At 71.9% G+C, this 25,520-nt stretch carries 23 protein-coding genes; 4 read left to right on the top strand and 19 right to left on the bottom strand.

What is annotated here, in order from left to right:
* Positions 1 to 7 precede the first annotated feature (7 nt).
* The 13 genes from leuA to lepA all read right to left on the bottom strand — a co-directional run bounded on the left by leuA (position 8) and on the right by lepA (position 13,912).
* Entirely contained in the window at positions 8 to 1,768 is a 1,761-nt protein-coding gene (leuA, locus tag ACO03V_RS07655; RefSeq protein WP_423137189.1) for a 2-isopropylmalate synthase, read from the bottom strand.
* Between the two features lie 158 nt (positions 1,769 to 1,926).
* Complete coding sequence (locus ACO03V_RS07650) at positions 1,927 to 2,874, bottom strand: quinone oxidoreductase family protein (protein ID WP_423137188.1); 948 nt, start codon at positions 2,872 to 2,874, stop codon at positions 1,927 to 1,929.
* 42 nt (positions 2,875 to 2,916) lie between these two features.
* Positions 2,917 to 3,813 carry a GTPase Era gene (era, locus tag ACO03V_RS07645; protein ID WP_367726739.1) on the bottom strand — a complete coding sequence of 299 codons (897 nt, stop codon included), beginning with the start codon at positions 3,811 to 3,813 and terminating at the stop codon, positions 2,917 to 2,919.
* Entirely contained in the window at positions 3,810 to 5,114 is a 1,305-nt protein-coding gene (locus ACO03V_RS07640; RefSeq protein ID WP_423137187.1) for a hemolysin family protein, read from the bottom strand. The genes era and ACO03V_RS07640 overlap by 4 nt, the downstream gene beginning before the upstream one ends.
* Positions 5,111 to 5,578: an rRNA maturation RNase YbeY gene (gene ybeY, locus ACO03V_RS07635; protein ID WP_423137186.1), complete on the bottom strand. Its 468-nt coding sequence runs from the start codon at positions 5,576 to 5,578 to the stop codon at positions 5,111 to 5,113. Before ybeY ends, ACO03V_RS07640 begins: the two co-directional genes overlap by 4 nt.
* Positions 5,575 to 6,600, bottom strand: a complete 1,026-nt coding sequence (locus ACO03V_RS07630; RefSeq protein WP_367727587.1) for a PhoH family protein — start codon at positions 6,598 to 6,600, stop codon at positions 5,575 to 5,577. The genes ybeY and ACO03V_RS07630 overlap by 4 nt, the downstream gene beginning before the upstream one ends.
* Positions 6,601 to 6,649: 49 nt before the next feature.
* Positions 6,650 to 6,997, bottom strand: a complete 348-nt coding sequence (locus tag ACO03V_RS07625) for an HIT domain-containing protein (RefSeq protein WP_367726736.1) — start codon at positions 6,995 to 6,997, stop codon at positions 6,650 to 6,652.
* A 69-nt stretch (positions 6,998 to 7,066) separates the two neighbouring features.
* Positions 7,067 to 7,801, bottom strand: a complete 735-nt coding sequence (locus ACO03V_RS07620; RefSeq protein ID WP_423137185.1) for a 16S rRNA (uracil(1498)-N(3))-methyltransferase — start codon at positions 7,799 to 7,801, stop codon at positions 7,067 to 7,069.
* A gap of 2 nt (positions 7,802 to 7,803) precedes the next feature.
* The gene (dnaJ, locus tag ACO03V_RS07615; RefSeq protein WP_423137184.1) at positions 7,804 to 8,925 is read right to left on the bottom strand and encodes a molecular chaperone DnaJ; all 1,122 of its coding nucleotides are present in this window, start codon (positions 8,923 to 8,925) and stop codon (positions 7,804 to 7,806) included.
* A 51-nt stretch (positions 8,926 to 8,976) separates the two neighbouring features.
* Positions 8,977 to 10,017, bottom strand: a complete 1,041-nt coding sequence (gene hrcA, locus ACO03V_RS07610; RefSeq protein ID WP_367726733.1) for a heat-inducible transcriptional repressor HrcA — start codon at positions 10,015 to 10,017, stop codon at positions 8,977 to 8,979.
* 135 nt (positions 10,018 to 10,152) lie between these two features.
* Entirely contained in the window at positions 10,153 to 11,370 is a 1,218-nt protein-coding gene (gene hemW, locus ACO03V_RS07605; RefSeq protein ID WP_423137183.1) for a radical SAM family heme chaperone HemW, read from the bottom strand.
* Positions 11,370 to 12,014 (bottom strand): DUF1990 family protein, encoded by a 645-nt coding sequence (locus ACO03V_RS07600; protein WP_423137182.1) that lies wholly within the window; start codon positions 12,012 to 12,014, stop codon positions 11,370 to 11,372. The genes hemW and ACO03V_RS07600 overlap by 1 nt, the downstream gene beginning before the upstream one ends.
* A gap of 53 nt (positions 12,015 to 12,067) precedes the next feature.
* On the bottom strand, positions 12,068 to 13,912 hold the full coding sequence (lepA, locus tag ACO03V_RS07595) for a translation elongation factor 4 (RefSeq protein WP_423137181.1): 1,845 nt from the start codon (positions 13,910 to 13,912) through the stop codon (positions 12,068 to 12,070).
* 214 nt (positions 13,913 to 14,126) lie between these two features.
* Here lepA and ACO03V_RS07590 point away from each other — a divergent pair, with 214 nt between their 5' ends.
* Complete coding sequence (locus tag ACO03V_RS07590) at positions 14,127 to 14,855, top strand: alpha/beta fold hydrolase (RefSeq protein ID WP_423137180.1); 729 nt, start codon at positions 14,127 to 14,129, stop codon at positions 14,853 to 14,855.
* 115 nt (positions 14,856 to 14,970) lie between these two features.
* Complete coding sequence (gene rpsT / locus ACO03V_RS07585) at positions 14,971 to 15,231, top strand: 30S ribosomal protein S20 (RefSeq protein WP_367726728.1); 261 nt, start codon at positions 14,971 to 14,973, stop codon at positions 15,229 to 15,231.
* 148 nt (positions 15,232 to 15,379) lie between these two features.
* Here the strand turns inward: rpsT and ACO03V_RS07580 are convergent, their stop codons facing one another.
* A complete protein-coding gene (locus ACO03V_RS07580) occupies positions 15,380 to 15,829 on the bottom strand; it encodes a MarR family winged helix-turn-helix transcriptional regulator (protein WP_423137179.1) in 450 nt (149 codons plus the stop codon).
* A 61-nt stretch (positions 15,830 to 15,890) separates the two neighbouring features.
* Between ACO03V_RS07580 and ACO03V_RS07575 the strand changes: the two genes are divergently transcribed.
* Both ACO03V_RS07575 and ACO03V_RS07570 read left to right on the top strand, forming a co-directional pair.
* Positions 15,891 to 16,418 carry a phenolic acid decarboxylase gene (locus tag ACO03V_RS07575; RefSeq protein ID WP_423137178.1) on the top strand — a complete coding sequence of 176 codons (528 nt, stop codon included), beginning with the start codon at positions 15,891 to 15,893 and terminating at the stop codon, positions 16,416 to 16,418.
* Positions 16,418 to 17,194, top strand: a complete 777-nt coding sequence (locus ACO03V_RS07570) for an alpha/beta hydrolase (RefSeq protein ID WP_423137177.1) — start codon at positions 16,418 to 16,420, stop codon at positions 17,192 to 17,194. Before ACO03V_RS07575 ends, ACO03V_RS07570 begins: the two co-directional genes overlap by 1 nt.
* Positions 17,195 to 17,313: 119 nt before the next feature.
* Here the strand turns inward: ACO03V_RS07570 and holA are convergent, their stop codons facing one another.
* The 5 genes from holA to pabB form a co-directional block, all read right to left on the bottom strand.
* Positions 17,314 to 18,351, bottom strand: a complete 1,038-nt coding sequence (holA, locus tag ACO03V_RS07565; RefSeq protein WP_367726727.1) for a DNA polymerase III subunit delta — start codon at positions 18,349 to 18,351, stop codon at positions 17,314 to 17,316.
* On the bottom strand, positions 18,348 to 20,795 hold the full coding sequence (locus ACO03V_RS07560) for a ComEC/Rec2 family competence protein (RefSeq protein WP_423137176.1): 2,448 nt from the start codon (positions 20,793 to 20,795) through the stop codon (positions 18,348 to 18,350). The genes holA and ACO03V_RS07560 overlap by 4 nt, the downstream gene beginning before the upstream one ends.
* Entirely contained in the window at positions 20,792 to 21,433 is a 642-nt protein-coding gene (locus ACO03V_RS07555) for a ComEA family DNA-binding protein (protein WP_423137175.1), read from the bottom strand. The genes ACO03V_RS07560 and ACO03V_RS07555 overlap by 4 nt, the downstream gene beginning before the upstream one ends.
* A gap of 162 nt (positions 21,434 to 21,595) precedes the next feature.
* A complete protein-coding gene (gene leuS, locus ACO03V_RS07550) occupies positions 21,596 to 24,172 on the bottom strand; it encodes a leucine--tRNA ligase (protein ID WP_423137174.1) in 2,577 nt (858 codons plus the stop codon).
* A 66-nt stretch (positions 24,173 to 24,238) separates the two neighbouring features.
* Complete coding sequence (gene pabB, locus ACO03V_RS07545; protein WP_423137173.1) at positions 24,239 to 25,501, bottom strand: aminodeoxychorismate synthase component I; 1,263 nt, start codon at positions 25,499 to 25,501, stop codon at positions 24,239 to 24,241.
* Positions 25,502 to 25,520 lie beyond the last annotated feature (19 nt).

Genomic DNA, 25,520 nt, shown 5'->3' with positions numbered 1-25,520 from the left:
GACGTCCTCAGACGGCGGCGAGGGCGCCAGAGGCCTGACGGGTGCGGATGGCGCGGTTGACGCCCGAGACGATCGCCTTCAGCGACGCCGTCGAGATGTCGCCGTCGATGCCGACGCCCCAGAGGCGCTGGTCGTCGACCTGCAGCTCGACGTACGCCGCCGCCTGGGCGTCGCCGCCCGAGCTCAGCGCGTGCTCCACGTAGTCGTAGAGGGTGACGTCGAAGCCCTGCGCGCGCACGATCTCGAGGAACGCGGCCACGGGGCCGTTGCCCACGGCCGACGCGGGCTGCACGGCGTCACCGTCGCGCAGCGACACGTCGAGGTGGACGTCGCCGGACATGTCGCTCGAGGAGCGCGTCGACAGCAGCTCGAACCGGCCCCAGCGCTGGTCGTCGTCCTGCGACGGCAGGTACTCGTCGGTGAAGATGTCCCAGATCTGACCGCTGGAGACCTCGCCGCCCTCGGCGTCCGTGCGCGCCTGCACGACGCCGGAGAACTCGATCTGCAGCTTGCGGGGCAGGTCGATCGCGTGGTCGGCCTTCAGCAGGTAGGCGACCCCGCCCTTGCCCGACTGGGAGTTGACACGGATGACGGCCTCGTACGAGCGGCCGAGGTCCTTCGGGTCGATGGGCAGGTACGGGACGGCCCACTCGATCTCGTCGATGCTCTTGCCCTCGGCGGTCGCGCGGGCCTCCATCGCCTCGAAGCCCTTCTTGATCGCGTCCTGGTGGGACCCGCTGAAAGCGGTGAAGACGAGGTCGCCGGCCCATGGGCTGCGCTCGGGCACGGGCAGCTGGTTGCAGTACTCGACCGTGCGCTTGACCTGGTCGATGTCGCTGAAGTCGATCTGCGGGTCGATGCCCTGCGTCAGCAGGTTGATGCCCAGAGCGACCAGGTCGACGTTGCCCGTCCGCTCGCCGTTGCCGAAGAGGCATCCCTCGATCCGGTCGGCGCCCGCCAGGTAGCCGAGCTCGGCGGCCGCGACGGCCGTCCCCCGGTCGTTGTGCGGGTGCAGCGACAGGATGACGTTCTCGCGGTGGTTCAGGTGGCGCGACATCCACTCGATCGAGTCGGCGTAGACGTTGGGCGTGGCCATCTCGACCGTGGCGGGGAGGTTCAGGATGACCTTGCGCTCCGGCGTCGGCTGGAACACCTCGAGCACCTCGTTGCAGATGCGCAGCGCGAACTCGAGCTCTGTGCCGGTGTAGCTCTCGGGCGAGTACTCGTAGTACACCTCGGTCTGCGGGATCGTCGCCTCGTACTTCTTGCACAGGCGCGCGCCCTCGAGGGCGATGTCGACGATGCCGTCCTGGTCGGTGCGGAACACGACCTCCCGCTGGAGCACGCTCGTGGAGTTGTACAGGTGCACGATCGCCTGCTTGGCGCCCGCGATGGCCTCGTACGTGCGGGCGATGAGGTGCTCCCGCGCCTGCGTCAGCACCTGGATCGTGACGTCGTCGGGGATGAGGTCGTCGTCGATCAGCTGACGGACGAAGTCGAAGTCGGTCTGGCTGGCGCTCGGGAAGCCGACCTCGATCTCCTTGTAGCCCATCTTCACGAGCAGGTCGAACATGACGCGCTTGCGCTCGGGGCTCATCGGGTCGATCAGCGCCTGGTTGCCGTCACGCAGGTCGACGGCGCACCAGCGGGGCGCGGTCTCGATGCGCTTCGACGGCCAGGTGCGGTCCGGCAGGTCGACGCGGATCTGCTCGTGGAACGGACGGTACTTGTGGACCGGAGCGGAGGTGGGCTTCTGGGTGTTCTTCATGATCTGTCGCTTCTGTGATTTCGTTCGGTGGGGCCGACGACGATCTCCGCGACGAGGAAGGCCCTAGAACGAGGACTCGTCGCGGCAGCTAAGAAGAAGCAGGCCACCGAAGCGCATCCTGCGATCGTAGCAGCACCTCGGGCGGGGATCCCGCCCGGTCACGGCAGCAGGGCGACCTTGCCGCCGGGGTGTCCGGTCATGACGAAGCGCACCGCCTCGACTGCGTCGGCGAGCGGATACGTGCGCGCGACGGGGACTTCGAGGGCTCCGGATGCCGCCAGCTCGAGCACCCGCGCGCGGGCGATGTCGCGGAAACGAGTGCTTTCCGGCCGCGACCCGGCGATCCACAGGAACCCGTCCTTCTCGGCGCGGGCGGGGTCGACGATCGTCACGATGCGGTCGCGGTCCGCCACCAGCTCCAGCGAGACGTCGATCGCCTCGTCGGTGCCCGCGGCATCCCACGCGGCCGCGATGGGCGCCCCCGCGGCCGCCTCCGCGACGCGGTCGCGCAGCCCGTCGCCGTACGCCACCGGGATACCGCCGTACCGGCGGACGCGGTCGGCCGACTCCGCGGCATCCGGTCCCACCGTGCCGATCACCGTGACGCCGAGCGCCCGCGCCTGCTGCAGGAGGCTCACGCCCACCGCGCCGGAGGCGGCGTGGAGCAGGACGGTGTCGCCCTCGGCGACACGGGTGACCTGGATCATCTCGGCCGCTGTCGTGCCGGCCAGCAGCAGGTTCGCCGCCTCGGGGTGCGAGAGGGTCGACGGCTTCGCGAACACGTCGCGGGCCGGGACCGTGAGCGCGGTGGCGTAGGCGCCCTGCACGCGGAAGGCCACGACCTCGTCGCCCTCCGCCAGCTCACCGGATCCGCCGACGGCGTCCGGGCCGACGGCGACGATCTCGCCGGACAGCTCGTAGCCGATCGGCACGGGGAAGGTCGCGCCGGGACGGGCCCGGGCGACGTGCTTGGCGTCGGCGGGGTTGATCCCCGCCGCGTGCACGCGGATCGTGACCTCGCCGGGCCCCGGCGGGGCGACCTCGACCTCGTCGAAACGCCAGCCGTCGATCGGCCCGGGCTGCGGCGCCGTCCACCTCATCGCCATGGCATCCACCTCTCGTCGTCGTGTCGGAGCGCGTCGGGCGCGTCAGAAGCCGAGGCGCCCCAGCTGCTTCGGGTCGCGCTGCCACTCCTTGGCGACGCGCACATGCAGCGAAAGGTACACCCGGCCGCCGACGAGCGGTTCGATGCCTTTGCGTGCGCGTGCGCCGACGTCGGCGAGACGCGAGCCCTTGCGGCCGATGATGATCGCCTTCTGGCTGTCGCGCTCGACGACGATGTTGGCGTAGACGTCGGTGAGGTCGCTGTCCTCGCGGGGGGCGACGTCGTCGACGGTGACCGCGATCGAGTGGGGCAGCTCGTCGCGCACGCCCTCCAGCGCCGCCTCGCGGATGATCTCGGCGATGCGATCCTCGAGGGTCTCGTCGGTGACCACGTCGTCCGGGTAGAGCGCGGGACCCGTGGGCATGAGGGCCAGCAGCTCGTCGCTGAGGACGTCCAGCTGGTCGCGGGTGACCGCCGACAGCGGGATGACCGCGTCCCAGTCCTCACGAAGTGCGTCCACCTCGATGAGACGCTCGGTGATCTGCTCCCGGTTCGCGGCGTCGGTCTTCGTCACCAGCGCGACCTTCTTGGCCCGGGGGTAGCCCGACAGCGACTCGGCGATGCGCCGGTCCCCCGGACCCACCTTCTCGTTCGCGGGGGCGCAGAACGCGATGACGTCCACGTCGCCGAGCACCTGCTCGACGAGGTCGTTGAGGCGCTGACCCAGCAGGGTGCGGGGACGATGGATGCCAGGAGTGTCGACGACCACCAGCTGTCCGCCGGGGCGGTTGACGATGCCGCGGATGGCTCGGCGCGTCGTCTGCGGCTTCTCGCTCGTGATCGCGACCTTCTCGCCCACGAGGGCGTTGGTCAGCGTCGACTTGCCGACGTTGGGCCGCCCCACGAAGGTGACGAATCCGGAACGGGTGGTGTCGGTCATCTCTCGGTCCTCTCGCGGACGTTCTCGTCGTCGGTGTCGTGGTCGTCCGTGTCGGCGCGCTCGACGAAGACGGTGGCGATGCCGCGGTTGCGGCCGCGCGAGGCCCCGCCGGTCATGAGGAGCCCGGAGTGCTCCGCGGTCGCCCCGGGCTGGGGGATGCGGCCGAGCGCCTTGCCGAGCAGGCCGCCGATGGAGTCGACGTCCTCGTCGTCGAGCTCCAGGCCGAACAGGTCGCCGACCTCGTCGAGACCGAGGCGGGCGCTGACGCGGTAGCGGCCCTCCTCCAGCTCGACGACCTCGGTCGAGGGCAGGTCGTACTCGTCGGCGATCTCGCCCACGAGCTCCTCGATGAGGTCCTCCAGGGTGACCAGACCGGCGACGCCGCCGTATTCGTCGACGGCGAGGCAGACGTGCACGGCGTCGCGCCGCATCTGCTGGAGCAGCGTCTCGGCCTTCATCGACTCGGGCACGAACACGGCGGGTCGCGCGATGCGGCGGATCGGCGCGTCGCGCCAGCCGGCCTCGTCGCGGAACCCGAACTGGACCAGGTCTTTCAGGTAGAGCATGCCGACCACATCGTCCGCCTCGTCGTCGACGAGCGGCACGCGGGAGACGCCCTTGTCGAGGAACAGCGCGAGGGCGGCGCGCGAGGTGGCGGTGGCATCCACGGTCACCATGTCGGTGCGGGGCACCATCACCTCGCGGACGTAGCGGTCCGTGAAGTCGAAGACCGAGTGGATGAGCTCGCGGTCGTCCTCTTCGATGAGCTCGTTCTCGGCGGCCTCGTCGATGATGCTGAGCAGCTGCTCCTCGGAGGCGAACGACGTCGAGTGCGACACCCCGGGCGTGATGCGGCTGCCGACCGCGACCAGGCCGTGCGCCAGCGGTCCGAGCAGCAGGCGCATGCCGCGGATGACGGGGGCGCCGCCGCGGAGGAGCCCGCGGGCGTGCTGGCGGCCGACGGTACGCGGCGAGGCCCCGACCGCGACGAAGGAGATGCCGCTCATGAGGACGGCCGCAGCCAGCAGGGCCAGCCAGATGTTCTCGAACAGCAGCATGAACGCGGCGGTGACGAGCACCGCCGCGGTGGTCTCGGCGAGGACGCGGATGAACACGACCGCGGTGACGTGCGCGCTCGGGTCGGCGGCGATGCGCTGGAGCGCACGGGCGTTGCGCCCGCTCGCCCCCAGCTCCGCCAGATCGGCGCGGGACGTCACGCCCAGCGCCGCCTCCGACGCCGCCATGAACCCGCCGAAGGCGACGAGGAGGAGGGCGGCGACGAGGAGGAGGGTCGCGGTCATGCGCGCCGGCGGCGCTCGACGGCCTGGAACCCGGTGATCAGCTCCCGCTGCAGGCCGAACATCTCGCGCTCGTCCTCGGGCTCGGCGTGGTCGAAGCCGAGGAGGTGGAGCAGGCCGTGCGTGGTCAGCAGGATCAGCTCGTCCTGCGTGGAGTGCTTTGCCGCGACCGCCTGGGTCTCCGCGACGGCGGGGCAGAGGACGATGTCGCCGAGGAGGCCGGCCGGGGTCGGCGCGTCCTCGGAGCCCGGGCGCAGCTCGTCCATGGGGAAGCTGAGGACGTCGGTCGGACCCGGCTCGTCCATCCACTGCACGTGGAGGGACTCCATGGCGCCCTCGTCGACGAGCACGATGGCGACGTCGGCGTCGGGGCTCACGTGGAGCTCGGCGAGGTTGTGCTCCATGAGACGGAGCAGGACCTGCTCGTCGATCTCGTGGCCGGATTCGTTGTTGATGTCGATCGTCATGAACGGTTTCGTCTCGGGAGGTGATCGCGGGGACCCGCGGCCCGGGGGCCGCGTCGCTCCGCACGGGTGGCGAGCTCGCTGGCCTCGTCGCGCTCGCGCCGCGCGGCCAGCTTCTTCTCGTCGTACTCGCTGTACGCGTCCACGATCCGCCCGACGAGGGTGTGCCGCACGACGTCGTCGCTGGTGAGGTACGAGAAGTGGATGTCGTCGATGTCGCCCAGCACGCGGGTGACCAGGCGGAGGCCGGAGGCCCCCTGGGGGAGGTCGATCTGCGTGATGTCGCCGGTGACGACCATGCGCGTGCCGAAGCCCAGGCGCGTGAGGAACATCTTCATCTGCTCGGGCGTGGTGTTCTGCGCCTCGTCGAGCACGACGAACGAGTCGTTGAGCGTGCGACCGCGCATGTACGCCAGCGGGGCGACCTCGATCGTGCCCGTCGCCATCAGCTTGGGGACGATGTCGGGGTCCATCATCTCGTTGAGCGCGTCGTACAGCGGCCGCAGGTATGGGTCGATCTTGTCGGTGAGGGTGCCGGGCAGGAAGCCGAGCCGCTCCCCCGCCTCGACCGCCGGACGCGTCAGGATGATGCGGCTGACCTCTTTGCGCTGCAGCGCCTGCACGGCCTTCGCCATGGCGAGGTAGGTCTTGCCGGTACCGGCCGGGCCGATGCCGAACACGATCGTGCTCTCCTCGATGGCATCCACGTACGCCTTCTGCCCGAGCGTCTTGGGGCGGATGACCTTGCCGCGCGACGACAGGATCGCCTCACCGAGCACCTCGGAGGGACGCGGTCCGCCGTCGTTGCGCAGGATGCGGCTGGAGCTCGAGACGTCGGACGGGTCCAGGCCCTGGCCGTTGCGCGTCATCGTCATCAGCTCGTCGACGAGGGACTTCGCCGCGGCGACCGCGTCCGCCTCTCCGGAGAGCGTGATCTCGTTGCCGCGCACGTGCACGTCGACACCGGGGTGCTCCTTCTCGACGACGCGCAGGAGTCGGTCCTGCGGTCCGAGGAGTTGCACCATCGCGACGCCGTCGGCGTAGATGCGCTCGACGACGGGTCCTTCGGAGGAGTCAGCCACCCAGGCTCTTTTCGTTCAGGCCGCCCGCGAGGACGTGGGCGTGCACGTGGAAGACCGTCTGACCGGCACCGGCGCCGGTGTTGAAGACGAGTCGGAAGTCGCCGTCCGCGTGTTCGGCGGCGACGGAGTTGGCCAGACCGATGATCTCGGTCAGCAGGTCGGGGTCGCCCGCGGCGAGCTCCACGACGTTGCGGTACTGCTCGGTCTTGGGGATGACCAGCAGGTGCACGGGCGCCTGCGGGGCGATGTCGCGGATGGCGAAGGCGTTCTCGGTCTCGGCGACGATCTCGGCCGGGATCTCGCCGCGCAGGATTCTCGTGAAGATCGACGGCTCGGTCATGGCATCCAGTCTATCGACGGGGTCCGACGCCCAGGGCGGGACGGGCGCGGGCGCCTTCGAGGGGAACCGTCACCACCGGCCGGACGCGGCGGAGAGGACCGAGATCGCCGCCGCTCCCGCGGTGGAGGTTCGCAACACGGTGTCGCCGAGACGGACGAGACGGGCGCCGGCGTCGGCCAGCGCGGCGAGCTCCTCCGGGGCGATCCCGCCCTCGGGGCCGACGACGAGCACGATGTCGCGTCCGTCGGAGGGCTCCGCGGCGACGGCGGACAGGCGATCGGATGCCGACGGCTCGAGCACGAGGACCTGGGACGTGCCCGCCCGCGCGACGAGGTCGGCCGTGCGGGCGACGCCCTCGACCGGAGGGATCCAGGCGCGATGGGCCTGCTTCGCCGCCTCGCGGACGATCGTCCGCCAGCGGGCGAGGCCCTTCTCGGCCTTGGCGTCCCACCGGGACACGCTGCGAGCGGCCTGCCACGGCACGATGGCGTCCACGCCCAGCTCGGTCGCGGCCTGCACGGCGAGCTCGTCGCGGTCGCCCTTGGCCAGCGCCTGGACGAGCACGATGCGCGGCGCCGAGGCCGGCAGCTCGGTGCGGCCGGTCACGCGCACGTCGACCTGCTTCGGCGTGGCCGCCGTGACGACTCCCTCGAGCCACACGCCGCGGCCGTCGCCGAGGGTCACCGCCTCGTCGACGCGGACGCGCCGGACGGCGGCGGCGTGGTGCGCCTCCGCGCCCGTGAGGGCGATGTCGTCGCCCGGGCGCGCCGCGGCGGCGTCGTCGGTGACGAAGTGCAGCGCCACGCTCAGTGCCGGAAGCGGTCGCGGAACTTCGAGAACATTCCCTGCTGGTGCTCGGCCAGGCGCGGCTTCGGGGCCTTGGTGCGCTTGGCGAACTCCTCGATGAGGGCGCGCTCCTTGTGATCGAGACGCGTGGGCGTCACCACGTGCACGCCGACCTTGAGGTCGCCGCGCTGGGAGCCGCGCAGCGGGGTGATGCCGCGTCCCTTGATGGTCAGGACGTCGCCGGACTGCACGCCGGCGCGCACCTCCAGGTCGACGGAGCCGTCCAGCGACTCGATCGACGTGGTCGTGCCGAGGATCGCGTCGGGCATCGAGACCTCGAGCGTGGCGACCAGGTCGTCGCCCTCGCGGCTGAAGGCGTCGTGGGTGGCCACGGTGATCTCGATGTAGAGGTCGCCGTTCGGGCCGCCGGCGGGGCCGACCTCGCCGGAGCCCGGGAGCTGGAGGCGCAGGCCCGACTCGACACCGGCGGGGATGTCGACCGACACCGTGCGCCGGGCGCGGACCCGGCCCTGCCCCTGGCACGTGCCGCAGGGGTAGGGGATCGTCGTGCCGTGACCGTGGCACACGGTGCAGGGCTGGCTGGTGACGACGTTGCCGAGCAGGCTCCGAACGGTGCGCTGCACGTGGCCGCTGCCGTGGCAGATGTCGCAGGTGACCTCGCTGGTGCCGGGCTGGGTGCACGAGCCCTGGCAGGTCTCGCACAGCACGGCCGTGTCGACCTCGAGGTCGCGGTGGACACCGAACACGACGTCGCCGAGGTCGAGGGTGACGCGCACGAGCGCGTCCTGACCGCGCTCCCGGCGGGACCGGGGACGCGCGCCGCGACCGCCGCCGCCCTGGGCGCCGCCGAAGAACGTCTCGAAGATGTCGCTGAAGCCGCCGAACCCGGCCGCTCCCCCACCGCCGAACGGGCTCTGATCGCCGCCCATGTCGTAGCGGCGGCGCTGGTCGGGGTCGCTCAGCACGTCGTAGGCATGGGTGACGAGCTTGAAGCGCTCGGACGCGTCCTCGCCGGGGTTCACGTCGGGGTGCAGCTCGCGTGCCAGACGGCGGTACGCGCGCTTGATGTCGTCGGGGCTGGCGTCGCGCGCGACGCCGAGGACCTCGTAATGGTCAGCCACAGTCGCCTTCCTGTCCGCGGGTGCGGGTGTCGTCGTCGGTCGGGATGCTCGTCAGCGCGCGCTGTCGTCGTCTTCGAGCAACCGGGTGAGATAGTGCGCGACGGCGCGGACCGCCGCGAGGTTGGAGGAGTAGTCCATCCGGGTCGGGCCGAGCAGGCCCACCCGGGCGCCGCCCGCGGCGCCGTCGTAGCGGCTCGCGAGGACGGAGGCCTCGACGAGGCCGAAGGGCTCGTTCTCGCGGCCGATGCTGGCCGAGAGGCCCTGGTCGTCCGCGACCATCTCGCTCATGAGGCGCAGCAGCGTCACCTGCTCCTCGATGGCCTCCAGCAGCGGGTAGATGCTGCCGCGGAAGTCCTGCTCGCGCTTGGCGAGGGTGGCCGCACCGGCCATGACGAGCCGGTCCTGTCGGAAGCCCTCGAGCTCCTCGGCGACGACCCGGAGCACGGCGTCGACGATCTGGTCGAGCGGCATGCCCGCCCGGGTCGGCTCGGCGAGGTGTGCGGCGACCCGCTGCACGGCCGTTCCGACACTGTGCCCGACGAGCAGGGCGCCGATGCGGGAGCGCAGCTGGATGACGTCGTTCTCGTCGGGCTCGTGCCCCACGAGCGCGATGCGCTGCGAGACCCGGCCGGTGTCGGTGACGATGATGACGAGCACCCGCGGTCCGCCCAGGGCGACGAGCTCGACGTGGCTGACGTTGGCCCGGGCGAACGACGGGTACTGCACGATCGCGACCTGGCCGGTCAGCTGCGTGAGCGCCCGGACCGTGCGCGCGAGCAGGTCGTCGAGGTCGCCGGCGCCGTCGAGGAACGAGGTGATGGCGCTGCGCTGCGCGCCCGAGAGCGGGCGGAGCTCGGCGAGGTGGTCGACGAACACCCGGTAGCCCTTGTCCGTCGGCACGCGTCCCGACGAGGTGTGCGGGGCGGCGATGAGCTCCTCGTCCTCGAGCAGGGCCATGTCGTTGCGGATGGTGGCCGCCGAGACGCCGAACGCGTGCCGTTCGACGATCGCCTTGCTGCCGACCGGCTCGCGCGTGTCGACGTAGTCCTGCACGATCGCACGGAGCACCTGCAGGCCGCGTTCAGATACCACGCTCCGCTCCTTCCTGCTGGCACTCCGCTGACGGGAGTGCCAATTCTAATCGATGCCCCCGCCCCGGCGCCTCGGACGCGCGCAGACGCGGCGACGTGTCCGATTCCGCGCGCCGGACGTGGGAGCGCGACCGGCTCAGACCGTCAGCGCGCGGACGACGGCATCGGCCAGCAGGCGGCCGCGCCGGGTGAGCACGATCCGCCCCCGCACGGCGTCCCCGCCCTCGATGAGCCCGTCCGCGATGAGAGCGGCGACGGCGCGGCGGCCCTCCCCCTGCACCTCCGAGACGGCGAGACCCTCGCGGATGCGGCTGCGCAGCAGCACCGACTCCAGGCGCCGGGCCTCCTCGTCGGGCCGTTCGCGCGCGGCGGCCGGCGACTCCCCCGCCGCGAGCCGCTGGGCGTAGGCGGCGGGGTGCTTGACGTTCCACCAGCGCAGACCGCCGACGTGGCTGTGCGCGCCCGGACCGAAGCCCCACCAGTCCGTCCCGCGCCAGTAGGCGAGGTTGTGGCGGGAGCGGTGATCGACCCCGCGCGACCAGTTCGAGACCTCGTACCAGTCGTACCCGGCCGCGGCGAGGAGGTCGTCGGCCAGCTCGTACATGTCGGCCTGGAGGTCGTCGTCCGGCATCGGCACGAGCCCCGAGCGGATCTGCCGGGCCAGTTTGGTGCCGTCCTCGATGATGAGGGCGTACGCGGAGATGTGGTCGGGCTGCAGCGCCACCGCCGTCTCCAGCGAGGCGCGCCAGTCCTCCAGCGACTCCCCCGGTGCGCCGTAGATGAGGTCGAGCGACACGTCGAGCCCGGCGCCGCGCGCGGCGGCCACCGCGGTCGCGACGTTGGCGGGGTCGTGGGTGCGGTCGAGCACCGCCAGGACGTGCGGACGGGCGGACTGCATCCCGATCGACACGCGCGTCACCCCGGCGGCGGCCAGCGTGGCGGCCACCGCGTCGTCCAGCGTGTCCGGGTTCGCCTCCACGGTGACCTCGGCCCCCTCGACGATCCCGAACTCCGCCCGCACCGCGTCCAGCATGCGCGCGAGGTCGCCCGGGGGCAGGAGCGTGGGCGTGCCGCCCCCGAAGAAGACGGTGGATGCCATGCGTCTCGGGCCCGCGGCATCCATCACCCGTCTCGCGAGGCGCACCTCGTGTGCGAGCGTGTCGGCGAACTCGTCCTGACGGGCGCCGCGGAGCTCTCCGGAGGTGTAGGTGTTGAAGTCGCAGTAGCCGCAGCGGACGCGGCAGAACGGCACGTGCAGGTAGACGCCGAAGTCCTTCGTGGGATCGGCCGTGACGTCGGCCGGCAGCAGGCCGTCGGCCGGGGCCGGGTCGCCGAGCGGGAGGGGTCCGCCCATCAGGACGCGTACAGCGGCGAGATCGCCCGCAGGTAGCGCGTGAACAGCGCGCGGCGGCGGCGGCGCACCCGGCTCTTGAACAGGCGGTAGGTGGGGGCCGTGGGGCGGTCGAACGCGCGGACGATGAACCAGACCTCGTCGTTGTCGCGCCACTCCAGGACGAACAGCTCCTCGCCGCTGACGAGCGAGTGCCCGACCGTGCCGAGGATGTACCCGACGCGGCGGGGCTCCTCGATCACCGAGATGACCCTCAGCTCGGCGTCGGCCCGGTGGCCGTCGACCCGGCCGTGCAGGCGGACGCCCGCTCCGGCGCTCACGAACGGCGTGCCGTCCGCGTCGAAGCGCTGGTCGGCGTCGAGGCGGCTGGGGGCGACGGGTGCGCCATCGGCGTCGAACGCGACGCCGGTGTAGCCGGGGCCGCCCGCCGGCCGCACGTCGCTGATGCGGAGGTCGCCGCCGCGGAGCGGACCCCAGGCGAGCAGCTGCTCGCTCGCGGCGGTGAAGCGCTCCTCGCCGCTGCCGATCCGCCAGGCGTCCTCGGCGGGGAGGGACTTCTCGGGCGGGTACTGCATGAGGTCGTGCGCCTGAGTGGCGCCGACCGCCGCGTAGTCGACGGTGTCGTCGGTGAAGCTCTGCCGGCGCATGGTTCCAGGGTACGTGTCGGGGCTGGGGGGAGGGTGGAGGGGCGGAGCCGGGGCTACTTCTTGCCGTCGACGTCGCCGGAGAGCGCGGCGATGAACGCCTCCTGGGGCACCTCGACGCGGCCGACCATCTTCATGCGCTTCTTGCCCTCCTTCTGCTTCTCGAGGAGCTTGCGCTTGCGGGTGATGTCACCGCCGTAGCACTTGGCGAGGACGTCCTTGCGGATGGCACGGATGTTCTCGCGCGCGATGATCCGCGCGCCGATCGCCGCCTGGATGGGCACCTCGAACTGCTGGCGCGGGATGAGCTTGCGCAGCCGCTCGGTCATCATCGTGCCGTAGCTGTACGCCTTCTCGCGGTGGACGATGGAGCTGAAGGCATCCACCTTCTCGCCCTGCAGGAGGATGTCGACCTTGACGAGGTCCGCGGTCTGCGAGCCGGCGGGCTCGTAGTCGAGGCTCGCGTAGCCCTGGGTGCGGCTCTTGAGGTGGTCGAAGAAGTCGAACACGATCTCGCCGAGGGGCATGTGATAGCGCAGCTCGACGCGGTCCTCGCTGAGGTACTCCATGCCGAGGAGCGTGCCGCGGCGGGACTGGCACAGCTCCATGACCGTACCGACGTAGTCCTTGGGGAGCAGGATGCCGACCTTGACGATCGGCTCCGACACCTCGGCGACGCGGCCGTCGGGGTACTCGCTGGGGTTCGTGACCGAGACGACGTCGCCGGTGTCGGTGGCGACCTCGTACGTCACCGACGGCGCGGTGGTGATGAGGTCGAGGCCGAACTCGCGGGAGAGGCGCTCGGTGATGATCTCGAGGTGGAGGAGGCCCAGGAAGCCGCAGCGGAAGCCGAAGCCGAGGGCGACGGAGGTCTCCGGCTCGTACTGCAGCGACGCGTCCGACAGCTTGAGCTTGTCGAGCGCCTCGCGGAGCTCCGCGTAGTCGCTGCCGTCGATCGGGTAGATACCCGAGAAGACCATGGGCTTCGGGTCCGTGTAGCCGGCCAGGGCCTCGGTGGCGGGCTTGCGGTGCGTCGTGATGGTGTCGCCGACCTTGGACTGGCGGACGTCCTTCACGCCGGTGATGAGGTAGCCGACCTCGCCGACGCCGAGCCCCTTGGTGGGCACCGGCTCGGGGCTGGACACGCCGATCTCGAGGGCCTCGTGAGTTGCGCCGGTCGACATCATCTGGATGCGCTCGCGCGGCTGCAGCGAGCCGTCGATCATGCGGACGTAGGTGACGACGCCGCGGTAGGCGTCGTAAACGGAGTCGAAGATCATCGCGCGCGCCGGGGCGTCGGCCTGGCCGACCGGGGCGGGGATCTTCTCGACGATGAGGTCCAGCAGCTCCTCGACGCCCATTCCCGTCTTGCCGCTGACGCGCAGCACGTCCGCGGGGTCGCCGCCGATGAGGCCGGCGAGCTCTGCCGCGTACTTCTCGGGGTCGGCCGCGGGCAGGTCGATCTTGTTGAGGACCGGGATGATCGTCAGATCGTTCTCGAGCGCGAGGTAGAGGTTGGCGAGCGTCTGCGCCTCGATGCCCTGCGCGGCGTCGACGAGGAGGATCGCACCCTCGCACGCGGCGAGCGAGCGGCTGACCTCGTACGTGAAGTCGACGTGCCCGGGGGTGTCGATCATGTTCAGCGCGAAGGTGCCGTCGCTCGTGGCCCACGGCATCCGGACGGCCTGCGACTTGATGGTGATGCCGCGCTCGCGCTCGATGTCCATGCGGTCGAGGTACTGCGCCCGCATGTCGCGGTCGCTGACGACGCCGGTGATCTGCAGCATGCGATCGGCCAGCGTCGACTTGCCGTGGTCGATGTGGGCGATGATGCAGAAGTTGCGGATCTGCTCCGGCGGGGTGGCAGACGGCTCGAGGGGCTTCAGGGCGCGCGGTGACATGTTCCGTCGATTCTACGGTGGCGCGGCGACGTCGCCGTCCGCGGGCGTCGGGGCCGGCGGCATCCCGGCTCCTGTTTCGTCGCGCACGTCCGGCTCCCCGGTCGAGATCGCACGTCCCGCGCGAGCACCCACGGTCCGAGGGCGCACGAGCGTGTGCTCTCGGCCCGATCGTGCGATCTCGGCGTCTGTCGGGCGGGCTCTTACAGTGGATGCCATGGGTGGGGTCCAGGTCGTGTTCGTGCACGGCATCCGGACGTCGGCCACCATGTGGCGCGCGCAGGTCGCGCACCTCGCGCAGCGCGGCACGGCCGCCACGGCGGTCGACCTGCCCGGGCACGGCACGCGACGCGGCGAGACCTTCACGCTCGAGGAGGCCTTCGCCACGATCGATCGGGCGGTCCGGGATGCCGCGGCCCGCGGTCCCGTCCTGCTCGTCGGGCACTCGATGGGCGGACTGCTGTGCATCGAGTACGTGGGGCGGGAGGACCGACCGCCGGTGGCCGCCTTCGTCGCCGCCTCGTGCACGTCGATCCCGCGCGGGGTCGGGCTGGCCGCGTACCGGTTCTTCGCGCGGCGGTTCGACAGCCTGCCGGATCGGGGGCTCGCGCTGACCAACCGGGTGCTGGACCGCACGCTGCCGCCCGAGACGCGCGAGGACTTCGGCGCGGGCGGCTACGCGTTCGACGCGCAGGACACGGCGCTGCGGAGCCTGTCCGTGCTGGACCTGCTCGCCGCGCTCGCGCGCATCGACGTGCCGCTGTGGTTCGTCAACGGCCAGTGGGACCAGCTGCGCGTCAACGAGCGCCTGTTCCTCCGCGTGGCCCGCGACGCGGAGCTGATCGTCGTGCCGCGGACGACCCACCTCGTGACCGCCATGCGGCCGCGCGTCTTCAACGCGCTGCTGGACGTGGCGCTCACCACGGTCGAGGCCTCGACCTGTTAGACTCGACTCTTGGCTTGCGTGTGGGGTTTTTCCCGACCTCCACGACCGCCGGTGCGGCGTCCCTCTACCGCTCGCCCGGCACTTCCAACACTCACTCAAACGAAAGACCGTCGACGTGGCGAACATCAAGTCGCAGATCAAGCGCAACAAGACCAACGAGAAGGCGCGCGAGCGCAACAAGGCCGTCAAGAGCGAGCTCAAGACCCACGTGCGCCGCACCCGCGAGGCCGTCCTGGCCGGTGACAAGGAGGCCGCCGAGAAGGCCCTCGCCACCGCGACCAAGAAGCTCGACAAGGCCGTGAGCAAGGGTGTCATTCACACCAACCAGGCCGCGAACCGCAAGTCGGCCATCGCGAAGTCGGTCGCCGCTCTCTGAGCCGCCGATCTCCGGAAGGCTCGTCCCGCATCGCGCGGGGCGGGCCTTCTGCCTTTCGCCGGGCGTTCGCGCGTACGGCAGGTCGTCGCGCCGCCGGCGAGGTGGGGGACGGATGCCGCGAGGTGGCCGCATCCCCCTCCCCCCGCCCTCAGGTGTCGACGATGACGTGCTGGAGACGTTCGAGGGCGGGGAGCGCGCCGGCGATGGCGTCGAGGTCGCCCGCGGGGAGGTCGAGGAGGGCGGAGACGATCACCTCGGTCGCGGCGTCGTCGAAGGCGTGGAGGCGCGCGCTCGCGAGCGGCGACAGGGCGACGACGCTGCGGCGACCGTCGCCGGGGACCACGCGTCGCTCGATGAGACCGCCCTTCTCCATCTGCGAGAGGAGGTTGCTGACCGTCGACCGGGCGAGGCCCAGGCCCGCGGCGAGGTCGGACGGAGCGCTGCCGCCCGTCGCGGCGAGCGTGCGCATGACCTCGATCTGCGCATCCGGGATGTCGGGCAGGTCGGCCGCGGCGCGCGAGGTCCGCAGGACGGCTCGCCGAAGGGGTCCGAGCCGATCGCTGAGCGCGCGCGCGGTGCGGAGAGCGCCATCGTCCATGCGTGAAGTCTAGGAGAAAAGTAGGTTTGACAAAAAACTACCTTAGGCACACCATCGCTTCATGGACATCACCACCACGGTCGCTCGACCCGCTCCGCCGCAGGATCTCACCGGGATCGTCGGCCACCGCTTCGTCTACACCTATGCCAACGGCTGGCAGTACGAGATGTACGTCAAGAACGCCGACACCATCGATTACCGCATCCATTCCGGACACGTCGGCGGCCGATGGGTCAAGGACCAGACCGTCGATCTCGTCGCCTTGGCTCCCGGCGTCTTCAAAGTGTCGTGGAACGAGCCGACCGGGACGAGCGTCGTCGTGAACGTGCTCCCCGAGGCGCGCGTGCTGCATGGCACGATCTTCTTCCCGCGCTGGGTCGAGCTCGACGGGCGGAAGACGGTGCTGTTCCAGAACGACCATCTGGACGACATGCGGCGCCACCGCGACAAGGGGCCGACGTACCCGATCTACGTCGTCCCCGAGTTCGCGCACATCACCCTCTTCGAGCACGTCGGCGAGGACGACGAGTCGGTGATCGACATCGCGCCGGGCGACCTGCCGGCCGGGTGGACGGAGCGGACCAACTGATGGCCGCCGAACCGCGCGTGACACCGGTCGAGCTGGCCCACGTCGGCCGAATCCTCCGCGGTCGGCAGTGGGAGCCCGCTGCCGGAGCGGTCGCTGATGCGCCGCGCGTCCTGCTCGTCCACGGCTTCGGGGCGGACGAGATGGGCGGCCGTCAGCTGTTCGTCCAGACCGCGCGGCACCTCGCCGCCCTCGGCGCGGTCGTCCGCAGCTACAGCCGCCTCGGCCAGGGGGCCAGCGACGGCGAGTTCGCCGACATCACCCTCGGCGACGAGGTGGATCAGGTCGTCGAGATGATCGAGGACTTCGCCGCCGGCGGGACCGTGCACGTCGTCGCGCACAGCCTGGGCGCGGTGGAGTCGGCCCTCGCGGCGGCGCGCCTCCCCGACGCCGTCGCCACCCTGACGCTGTGGTCGCCTGCGGGCGTCGTCGTGGACGACATCACCGTTCACGACGAGATCCAGGGCCAGTCGCTCGCCCCCGCGCGGGAGCAGGGGTGGTTCGACTTCGGCGGTATGGCGCTCGGGATGCCGTTCATCGCCGAGGTCCGCGATGGCTTCGACGTCTACGGTCCCGTCTTCGCGTACCCCGGTCCCGTCGACATCGTGCACGGCACGGCGGACGACATCGTCCCCGTCGCCTACGGGGCCCGGTACGAGCACCTGCTCCCGGATGCGACGCTGACGGTGATCGATGGTGCGGACCACGGATGGTCGTCGGTGCCGCTGCGCACGCGCCTGCTGCAGATCCTGGACGCGCGGCTCGGGTATGCGGGCTGAGCGCGAGGCGGCGCTGACGCCCCACTTCGGGGCGCCGTTTGTGCAGGGGTGGCGGTCGAGGATCGCCCCACTGCACTTTGTGCGCCCCGGTCGGGAGGCGTGACGGTCGGGAGGGAGGGTCAGCCGGCGAAGGGCGCGCGCGTGGCGATGACCGTGATCATGCGCTCGAGCGCGAACACGGAGTCGCGAGACGCGCCCTTGACCTCGGCGTCGGCGCGCGCGGTGGCGTGGATGGCCATGCCGAGCGTCGCCTGGGTCCAGCCGACGAGGTCGCGGCGGGCGCGGTCCACCTGCCAGTCCTTCATCCCGAGGCGCGCGGCCAGCGCCGAGGACGACTCGCGGGTGCCGGCGACACGGGCCATCGTCCGGAGCTTCATGGCGACGGCGGCGACGAGCGGGACGGGGTCGGCTCCGGATGCCAAGGCGTGGCGGAGCGCCAGCAGAGCCTCCCCGTAGCGGCCGGCGATGGCCGTGTCCGCCACCGTGAACGCCGAGATCTCGACGCGGCCGCCGTAGTAGCGCTCGACGACCTGTTCGGTCACGTCGCCGGGGACGTCGTTGATGAGCTGCTGGCACGCGGCCGCGAGCTCGGTGAGGTCGTCCGCGAAGGCGGAGACGAGGGCGCGGAGCGCGACCGGGGCAATGCGCTTCTTGGCGGCCTGGAACTCGCCCGCGGCGAAGTCGAACCGGTCGGAGTCGCGCTTGATCGCGGGGCACGCGATCTCGACGCCGCTGCCCTGGCCGGCGCGGATCGCGTCGAGCAGCTTCTTGCCGCGGACGCTGGCGCCGGTATGACGGAGGACGACCGTTGCGCCCTCCTGCGGCTGCGACAGGTACGAGACGGCCTCGGCGAGGAAGGTGTCGGAGCACTTCTCGACGCCGGCGACCCGCACGAGGCGCGGTTCGCCGAACAGGGACGGCGACGTGACCGCGAGCAGGGTGCCGGCGGCGTAGTCGTCGGCGCGGACGTCGGTGACCTCGAGGCTGGGGTCCTCGCTCTTGAGGAAGTCGCGGACGCCCGCGATGGCCCGCTCCGCGCAGACCTCCTCGGGGCCGGACACGAGGACGATCGGCGCGGGCTGCGGGTTGCGCCACGGAAGCTGCGGGATGGCCGACTTCGTCTTCGCGGGGGCGGAGCGTCGAGGGGCCGGAGTCACTCCCCCAGCCTACCGACGCCCTCCGACACCGTCCTCGTCCGGCGGAGGGAGGACTCGTGCTCGCCGCGGGCGTGGCGGCGTCGCTCCGACGCGACCGGGACGCCGGGTGCTCTCCGACGCGGCTCGGGCGGGGTGTCGCCGGGAGCGCGGTCGCGCCACAGGACGAGGCGGTCCTGCTCGTCGAGCCAGGCCGCGAGGTGGCCGTCGACGTCGGTCCGGCCGGTCGTCGTCCCCAGGGACGCGAGGGTCGACAGGAGCGTGGCCGTGGGATGGCCGTAGGTGTTGTCCGCGCCGACGCCGATGAAGGCGACCTCGGGCGCGAGCCGGCGGTACAGATCGGGGTCCTGATCGGCGCTGCCGTGGTGGGACACCTTGACGATGCGGACATGCGGGACGTCCACGCGGCGGCCGAGCGCGGCCTGCGGCCGCTTCCCGAGGTCGCCGAGGAGCACCATGTGCGGAAAGCCCGGTCCGGTGACGTCGATGACGACGCTGGCGTCGTTCCCGGGCTCTTGGGCTTCGACCGGCCAGAGGACGGTCCAGCGGGTGTCGCCCACGACGCCCGCGTCGCCGATCGCGGCCCGCTGCAGCGCCGCTCCCCCGTCCGCAAGACGTCGCAGCAGGCTCTCGTCCCTTCCGTCGGCGGGCGGACCGTGCAGGACGCGGTCGACCCGCCCCACCACAGCGGCGCTTCCGCCCACGTGGTCGAGGTCGAAATGGGTCAGGACGAGCAGGTCGAGGCGGTCCACGCCGAAACGACGGAGGCAGCTCGTGAGGAGCTCGGCGTCCGGCCCGGTGTCGACGAGCGCGACGGCGTTCCCGCTCCGCCAGAGGGTCGCGTCGCCCTGCCCGACGTCGCACATGGCGGCGCTCCACGCGGTCGGCAGCGTCAGCGGTCCCGCCACCGTCCGGACCGCGGTATGCCCGGCCGAGACGCCGACCGTGAGGGCGACGACGAGCGCGGCGACCGGGCGCCATCGCCGCACCCGCCGCCCGGGACGGAGCAGCAGCAGAGCGGTCGCCGCGCCCACACCCGCGAGGGCGACGGCCCCGGGAACCCCCTCCAGCCATGGCAGCTCCTGCTCCGCGGCTCCGGCACCCGTGTGGGCGACGGCCGCGATCCAGGCGGCGGGGACCCACGCGACGGCCACGAGGCCGTCGCGCAGCCACGGGAACGGTGCGATGCACGCCAACGCGCCGGCGATGGTGGCGGGCGCCGCGGCGACGTCGGCGAGGAGGTTCGCGCCGATGCCGAGCAGCGGCACGTGCGGGTCGATGAGGATGATGAGCGGCCCGCACGCCAGCTGTGCGGAGGTCGGCACCGCCAGGGCGAGTGCCAGGGATCGTGGCATCCATCTCTCCAGGCCCGCCGCGAGGGGGCGCGCCAGCGTCAGAAGGGCGCCGGTGGCCGCGGCGGACAGGGCGAAGCCGAGGGACAGGGACGTCCACGGGTCGACGATGAGGACGATCGTGACCGCCGCCGACAGCACCGCGACGCCGACCGCCGGTCGCCCGAGGGCCACGGCGATCATCGCGACGGCGGCCATCGTCGCCGCGCGGACGACGCTCGGCTCCGGGGTCACGAGGATGACGAAGGCGGCGAGGGCCGTCGCCGCCCCGACCACCCGGACGCCTCTCGGCGCCCCGCAGAGGGCGAGGAGCGCGAACACGGCGCCCACCACGATGGCGCAGTTCGCGCCGGAGACGGCGGTGAGGTGCGACAGCGACGTGGCGGTCATGGCCCGCTCCGTGGCCGGGTCGAGGCCGGAGGTGTCGCCGACCGCGAGGCCCGGGACGAGGCCCGCCCCGGGTTCCGGGAGTCCCCGGGCGGATGCCACGAGTCCGTCGCGCAGGTCCTCGAACCAGCCCCACAGGCCCGTCGGGGCCGTCGCGCGCGAAACGTCGGCGACGCGGAGCACGAGGACGGCGCGTTCGGGACCATCGGGGACGAACGCCGTCCCCGCGACGACGAGGGGACTGCCCGGTCCGACGTCCGCGAGCGCCGGTCGCTGAGCCGCCGGGACGCCGATGCGGGCCGGAAAGCGGCCGCGGACATGCTCCCGTCCGGCCGCGATGTCCGTGGCGACGGCGTCGAACCAGACGTCGCCGCTGTCGGCGACGGCGAGCCTCCCGACGGCCGTGGCCTCGACGACGAGATGCCGACCGCCGTCGACCTGCAGGGCCGCGACCGTCGCGCGGAGCGGCGCGACCGTCGTGACGGTGCCCGCCGCGGCCGCCCCGCACGCGGCGGCGACGACGACCACGCCCAGCACGGCCCGCCGCCCGCGGAGGAAGACCGCCCCCGCGATCAGGGCGACGGCCGTCAGACCACCGCAGACCGCCGCAGCGGGGACCGAGACCGCGACGGCGGCGGCCGTCCACGTGATCAGGGCGACGACCACCGGGCGGAGACTGCGCCGGACCAGCGCAGCGCGGACGCTCACACCCGCACCTTGTCGCGCAGCCCCGCGAGCATCTTCTCGCCGATGCCCGGGACCGAGAGCAGGTCGTCGACGCTCGTGAAACGGCCGTTCTCCTCCCGCCAGGAGATGATCCGCTCTGCGATGGCGGGCCCGATCCGCGGAAGGGTGTCGAGCTGATCGGCGGTCGCCGTGTTGAGGTCGATGGTCCCGCTGGCCGCCGCCCCTCCGCCGGCCGCCCCCGCCGCGCCGTCGGGACCGCCGTCGGGGTGTGCCTCCGCCGCGGCGCCGAGGACGGGCACCACGATCTGCTCGCCGTCGGACACCGCACGCGCCAGGTTGACCCCGGCCCGGTCGGCGTCGTCGGCGAACCCGCCCGCCGCCGCGACGGCATCCATCACCCGACTCCCCGCGGGCAGTCGGTAGAGTCCGGCCGCGCCGACCGCACCCGTGACGTGGACGTAGAGCCCGACCGTCGGGGCGTGGGCGGCGGAGCCCGAGGGTGACGGGACGGACGTGACGACCTTGGCCCCCGTCGCTCCCCTGACCATGCCGATGACGACGACGACCGCGAAGGCCGCGAGCACGAGCACGATGACGGCGCCGACGCCCAGGCGTCTCCGGGCGGCAGGGGGCTCGGCAGCGTCCTCGGAAGTCGTCACGCGAGCGAGAGTAGGCAGCGGCGCTCCCCCCGCGAGGTCCGGTGACCCTCGAATGGGGACGCGTTCGACGATCCGCGGCGTGGGGAGACGAGATCGCTCGCACCCCGGAACGTACGACGCCCCCGCCGTTCCGGGGAACGACGGGGGCGGACGGACGAAGCGCTACTTCGTGGAGAAGCTGACGACCTTCGGCGGGCGGATGACCGCGCGGACGATCTCACGGTCGCCGAGCGCACGGCGGACCTTCTCGTCCTGACGGGCGAGCGCCTCGAGCTCGTCGGCGCCGACCTTGGCCGACACCTGGAGGGTGCCGCGCACCTTGCCGTCGATCTGGACGACGGCGGTCACGGACTCCTCGACGAGCAGCGTCGGGTCGGGCTGACGCCAGGTGGCGAGGCCGACGAAGCCGGTGTAGCCGAGCGTCTGCCACATCTCCTCGGCGGTGTGCGGCGCGAACAGGTCGAGGGTCATCGCGATGACCTCGGCCGCCTCGCGGACGGCGGGGTCGCTCGTGCCGGCGGAGCCGTCGATCGCCTTGCGGGTGGCGTTGACCAGCTCCATCAGGCGCGCGACGACGACGTTGAACTTCGTCTGCTCGATCAGCCCGGGGGCGTCGGCCAGCAGGCGGTGCGTCACGCGACGCAGCCTCTGGTCGCCCTCGGCCCAGACGACGTCGGTCTCGCTGTCGACGTCGTGCGCGATGCGCAGCGCCCGGGCGAGGAACTTCGCCGCGCCCGTCGTCGAGACGTCGTTCCAGTCCTTGTCGTCCTCCACCGGCCCGGCGAACGCGAGCGCCACGCGCAGCGCGTCGGCGCCGTGGGCGTCGAGCTCCTCCTGGAAGAGCACGAGGTTGCCCTTGCTCTTGGACATCTTCGCGCCGTCGAGGATGACCATGCCCTGGTTGATGAGGCTCGAGAACGGCTCGGTGAACTCCACCAGGCCCATGTCGAAGAGGGCCTTCGTGATGAAGCGCGCGTACAGGAGGTGGAGGATCGCGTGCTCGACGCCGCCGATGTAGAAGTCGACCGGGCCCCACTTGGATGCCTCGCGCGCCGGGAACGGCTCGCTGTCGCTGTGCGGCGACAGGAAGCGCAGGTAGTACCAGGAGCTGTCGACGAACGTGTCCATCGTGTCGGGGTCGCGCTGCAGCGTCCGACCCGTCTCGGGATCGGTCACCTCGACCCAGTCCGTCGCCGCGCCGAGGGGCGACGTGCCCTTGGGCTTCAGGTCGAGGCCCTCCACGGACGGGAGGACGACGGGCAGCTGGTCCTCGGGGACCGGCACGATCGCGCCGTCCTCGTCGTGCAGCATCGGGATCGGCGTGCCCCAGTAGCGCTGGCGGGAGATGAGCCAGTCGCGGAGGCGATAGGTCTTGGCGGCCTTGCCCGTCCCGGATGCCTCGAGCTCCTCGATCATGCGGGCGATCGCGTTGCGCTTGGACAGTCCGTTCAGCGACCCGGAGTTCATCATGCGCCCGTCGCCGGTCAGGGCGACCCCGGTCTTGACCGGGTCGAGGTCGTCCTCGTCGCCGAGCGGGTCGATCGGCACGCCGTCGTCGTCGAGCTCGATGACCGGGATGGCCCCCGTGATGGGCGCGGTCGTGTCGACGACGACCTTCACCGGCAGGTCGAAGGCGCGGGCGAAGTCCAGGTCTCGCTGGTCGTGCGCGGGCACGGCCATCACCGCGCCGTGGCCGTAGTCGGCCAGCACGTAGTCCGCGGCCCAGATCGGCAGCTTCTCGCTGTTCACGGGGTTGATCGCGTAGTGCCCGAGGAACACGCCCGTCTTGGGGCGGTCGGTCGCCTGGCGCTCGATGTCCGTGGCGCGCTGCACCTGCGTGAGGTACGCCTCAAAGCTCTCCCGCACGCCCTGATCCGCGGATGCCGCCAGCTCGGCGGCCAGGTCGGACTCCGGCGCCACGACGAAGAACGTCGCGCCGTGGAGGGTGTCGGGACGGGTGGAGAAGACCGTGATCTTCTCGTCGCGGCCCTCGATCTCGAAGGTGATGTCGGCGCCGACGGAGCGGCCGATCCAGTTGCGCTGCATCTGGATGACCTTCGACGGCCAGAACCCCTCCAGCTGGTTCAGGTCGTCGAGCAGGCGGTCGGCGTAGTCGGTGATCCGCAGGAACCACTGGGTCAGCTTCTTCTTGACGACCACGGCGCCGCTGCGCTCGCTCGTGCCGTCGGGCAGGACCTGCTCGTTGGCCAGGACCGTCTGGTCCACCGGGTCCCAGTTGACGAGCGCGTCCTTGCGGTACGCGAGGCCCTTCTCGTACAGCTTCTGGAACAGCCACTGATTCCAGCGGTAGTACTCCGGGTCGCTGGTGTGCAGCACGCGGCTCCAGTCGAAGGAGACGCCGTAGTCCTTGAGGCTCGCCTTCTGCTGGTCGATGTTGGCGTAGGTCCACTGCACCGGGTCGGCGCCGCGTTTGATGGCGGCGTTCTCGGCGGGGAGGCCGAACGAGTCCCAGCCGATCGGGTTGAGGACGTTGTAGCCGCGGTGGCGCCAGAAGCGCGCCACGATGTCGGAGTAGAGGTAGTTCTCGGCGTGGCCCATGTGGAGGTCGCCGGACGGGTACGGGAACATCGCGAGCACGTACTTGCGGGGGCGGGTGTCATCGTCGCCGCCGGCGCGGAAGGGGTCCTTGTCGGCCCACGCGCGCTGCCACTTCGCCTGGATCTCGTGGGGGTCGAAGCCGCCCTCGGACGCGGTCGCGGTCGTGCTGTTCTGGGACACGGAGAAGCCAATCGTGTAAGTCGGGAGACCCCGGAGGGCCGTCTTCCAGGTTAGCGGACCCTCAGGTCACCACCCGGGCGGGACGGCGGCACCCAGCGCGGCCAGCGGCGCACGGGCCTTGATGCCCACCTCGGCCACCTCGGAGGCCGCGACCGAGCGCCACGTGATCCCTCCCCCGGCGCCCACGTGGGCGGCATCCGGAGTCGTCACGACGCTGCGGATGACCATCGCCAGATCCGCGGCGCCGTCGTCGCCGATCCAGCCGAACGCCCCCGCGTACACGCCGCGCGGCGCCCCCTCCAGTCGGGCGAGGATCGACATCGCGGACTCCTTCGGGGCGCCGGTCATGCTGCCGGCCGGGAACGTGGCCGTCAGCAGGTCGCCGATCGTCGTCCCCGGACGCAGCCGTCCGGATATCTCGCTCACCAGCTGGTGGACGGTCGGATACGTCTCGACCTCCAGCAGCCGGTCCACGGTGACCGACCCCGGCACGCAGACCCGCGACAGGTCGTTGCGCATGAGGTCGACGATCATGACGTTCTCGGCGCGCTCCTTCTCGTCCGCGCGCAGGTCATGAGCGAGGGCGGCATCCCTCTCCGGATCGGGGTCGCGGCGGCGCGTTCCCTTGATGGGGTGCGTGTGCACGCGCCCGTCCCGCACGTCGAGGAAGCGCTCGGGCGACGCGCTCGCCAGCGCCGTTCCGCCGAGGCGGACGTAGCCGCCGTGGTGGGACGGTGCGGCCGCCCGCAGCCGGCGGAACACGGCGGCGGGGTCGGCGCCACCCGGGACGGTGAACCGTGTCGTCAGGCACAGCTGATACGCGTCGCCCTCGCGGATGTGCGAACGGCACGCGGCGATGAGGTCGGCGTACTCCTCGGGCGTGTGCCGGGAGAGGGCGGTTCCGGATGCCGCCGCCTGCGGCGGTGCGACGGCCGTCGGCGCGGCGGCGGCGCGCGCGGCGAGGTCCGCGGCCGCGTCGTCTCCGTCGACGGACGACGCCCAGACGCGCCGGCTGCCGTGGTCGAAGGCGAGCCAGGTGTCCACCCGCAGCCACTGCGCCCCGGACGGGCCTTCGTCATAGGGGATCCACCCCACCCAGCCGCCCGTGAAGCGGCCGGAGGTCGGGACGGGGCTCGGGGAGGCGGCATCCCGGGTCAGCGGCGCGGACGACGGGTCCGGCGCGCCCGTGCCCATCCAGGAGAACCCGGTCGCGCTCCCCGGGCCGGCGTCGAGCCAGAACGCGTGCGCGGCGTCGGCGAACAGGTGGACGAAGACGTCCTCCGGGTCGATCCACGCCGGCAGGGCGATCGTGGAGACAGGACGCGGCACGCTCCCAGGCTAGGGCTAG

Origin of the sequence: Microbacterium sp. HMH0099, assembly GCF_049384025.1 — a bacterium.
GTDB lineage: Bacteria > Actinomycetota > Actinomycetes > Actinomycetales > Microbacteriaceae > Microbacterium.
Note: the sequence above shows the minus strand (reverse complement) of the source record. Positions and strands in the feature narration are given on the sequence as shown.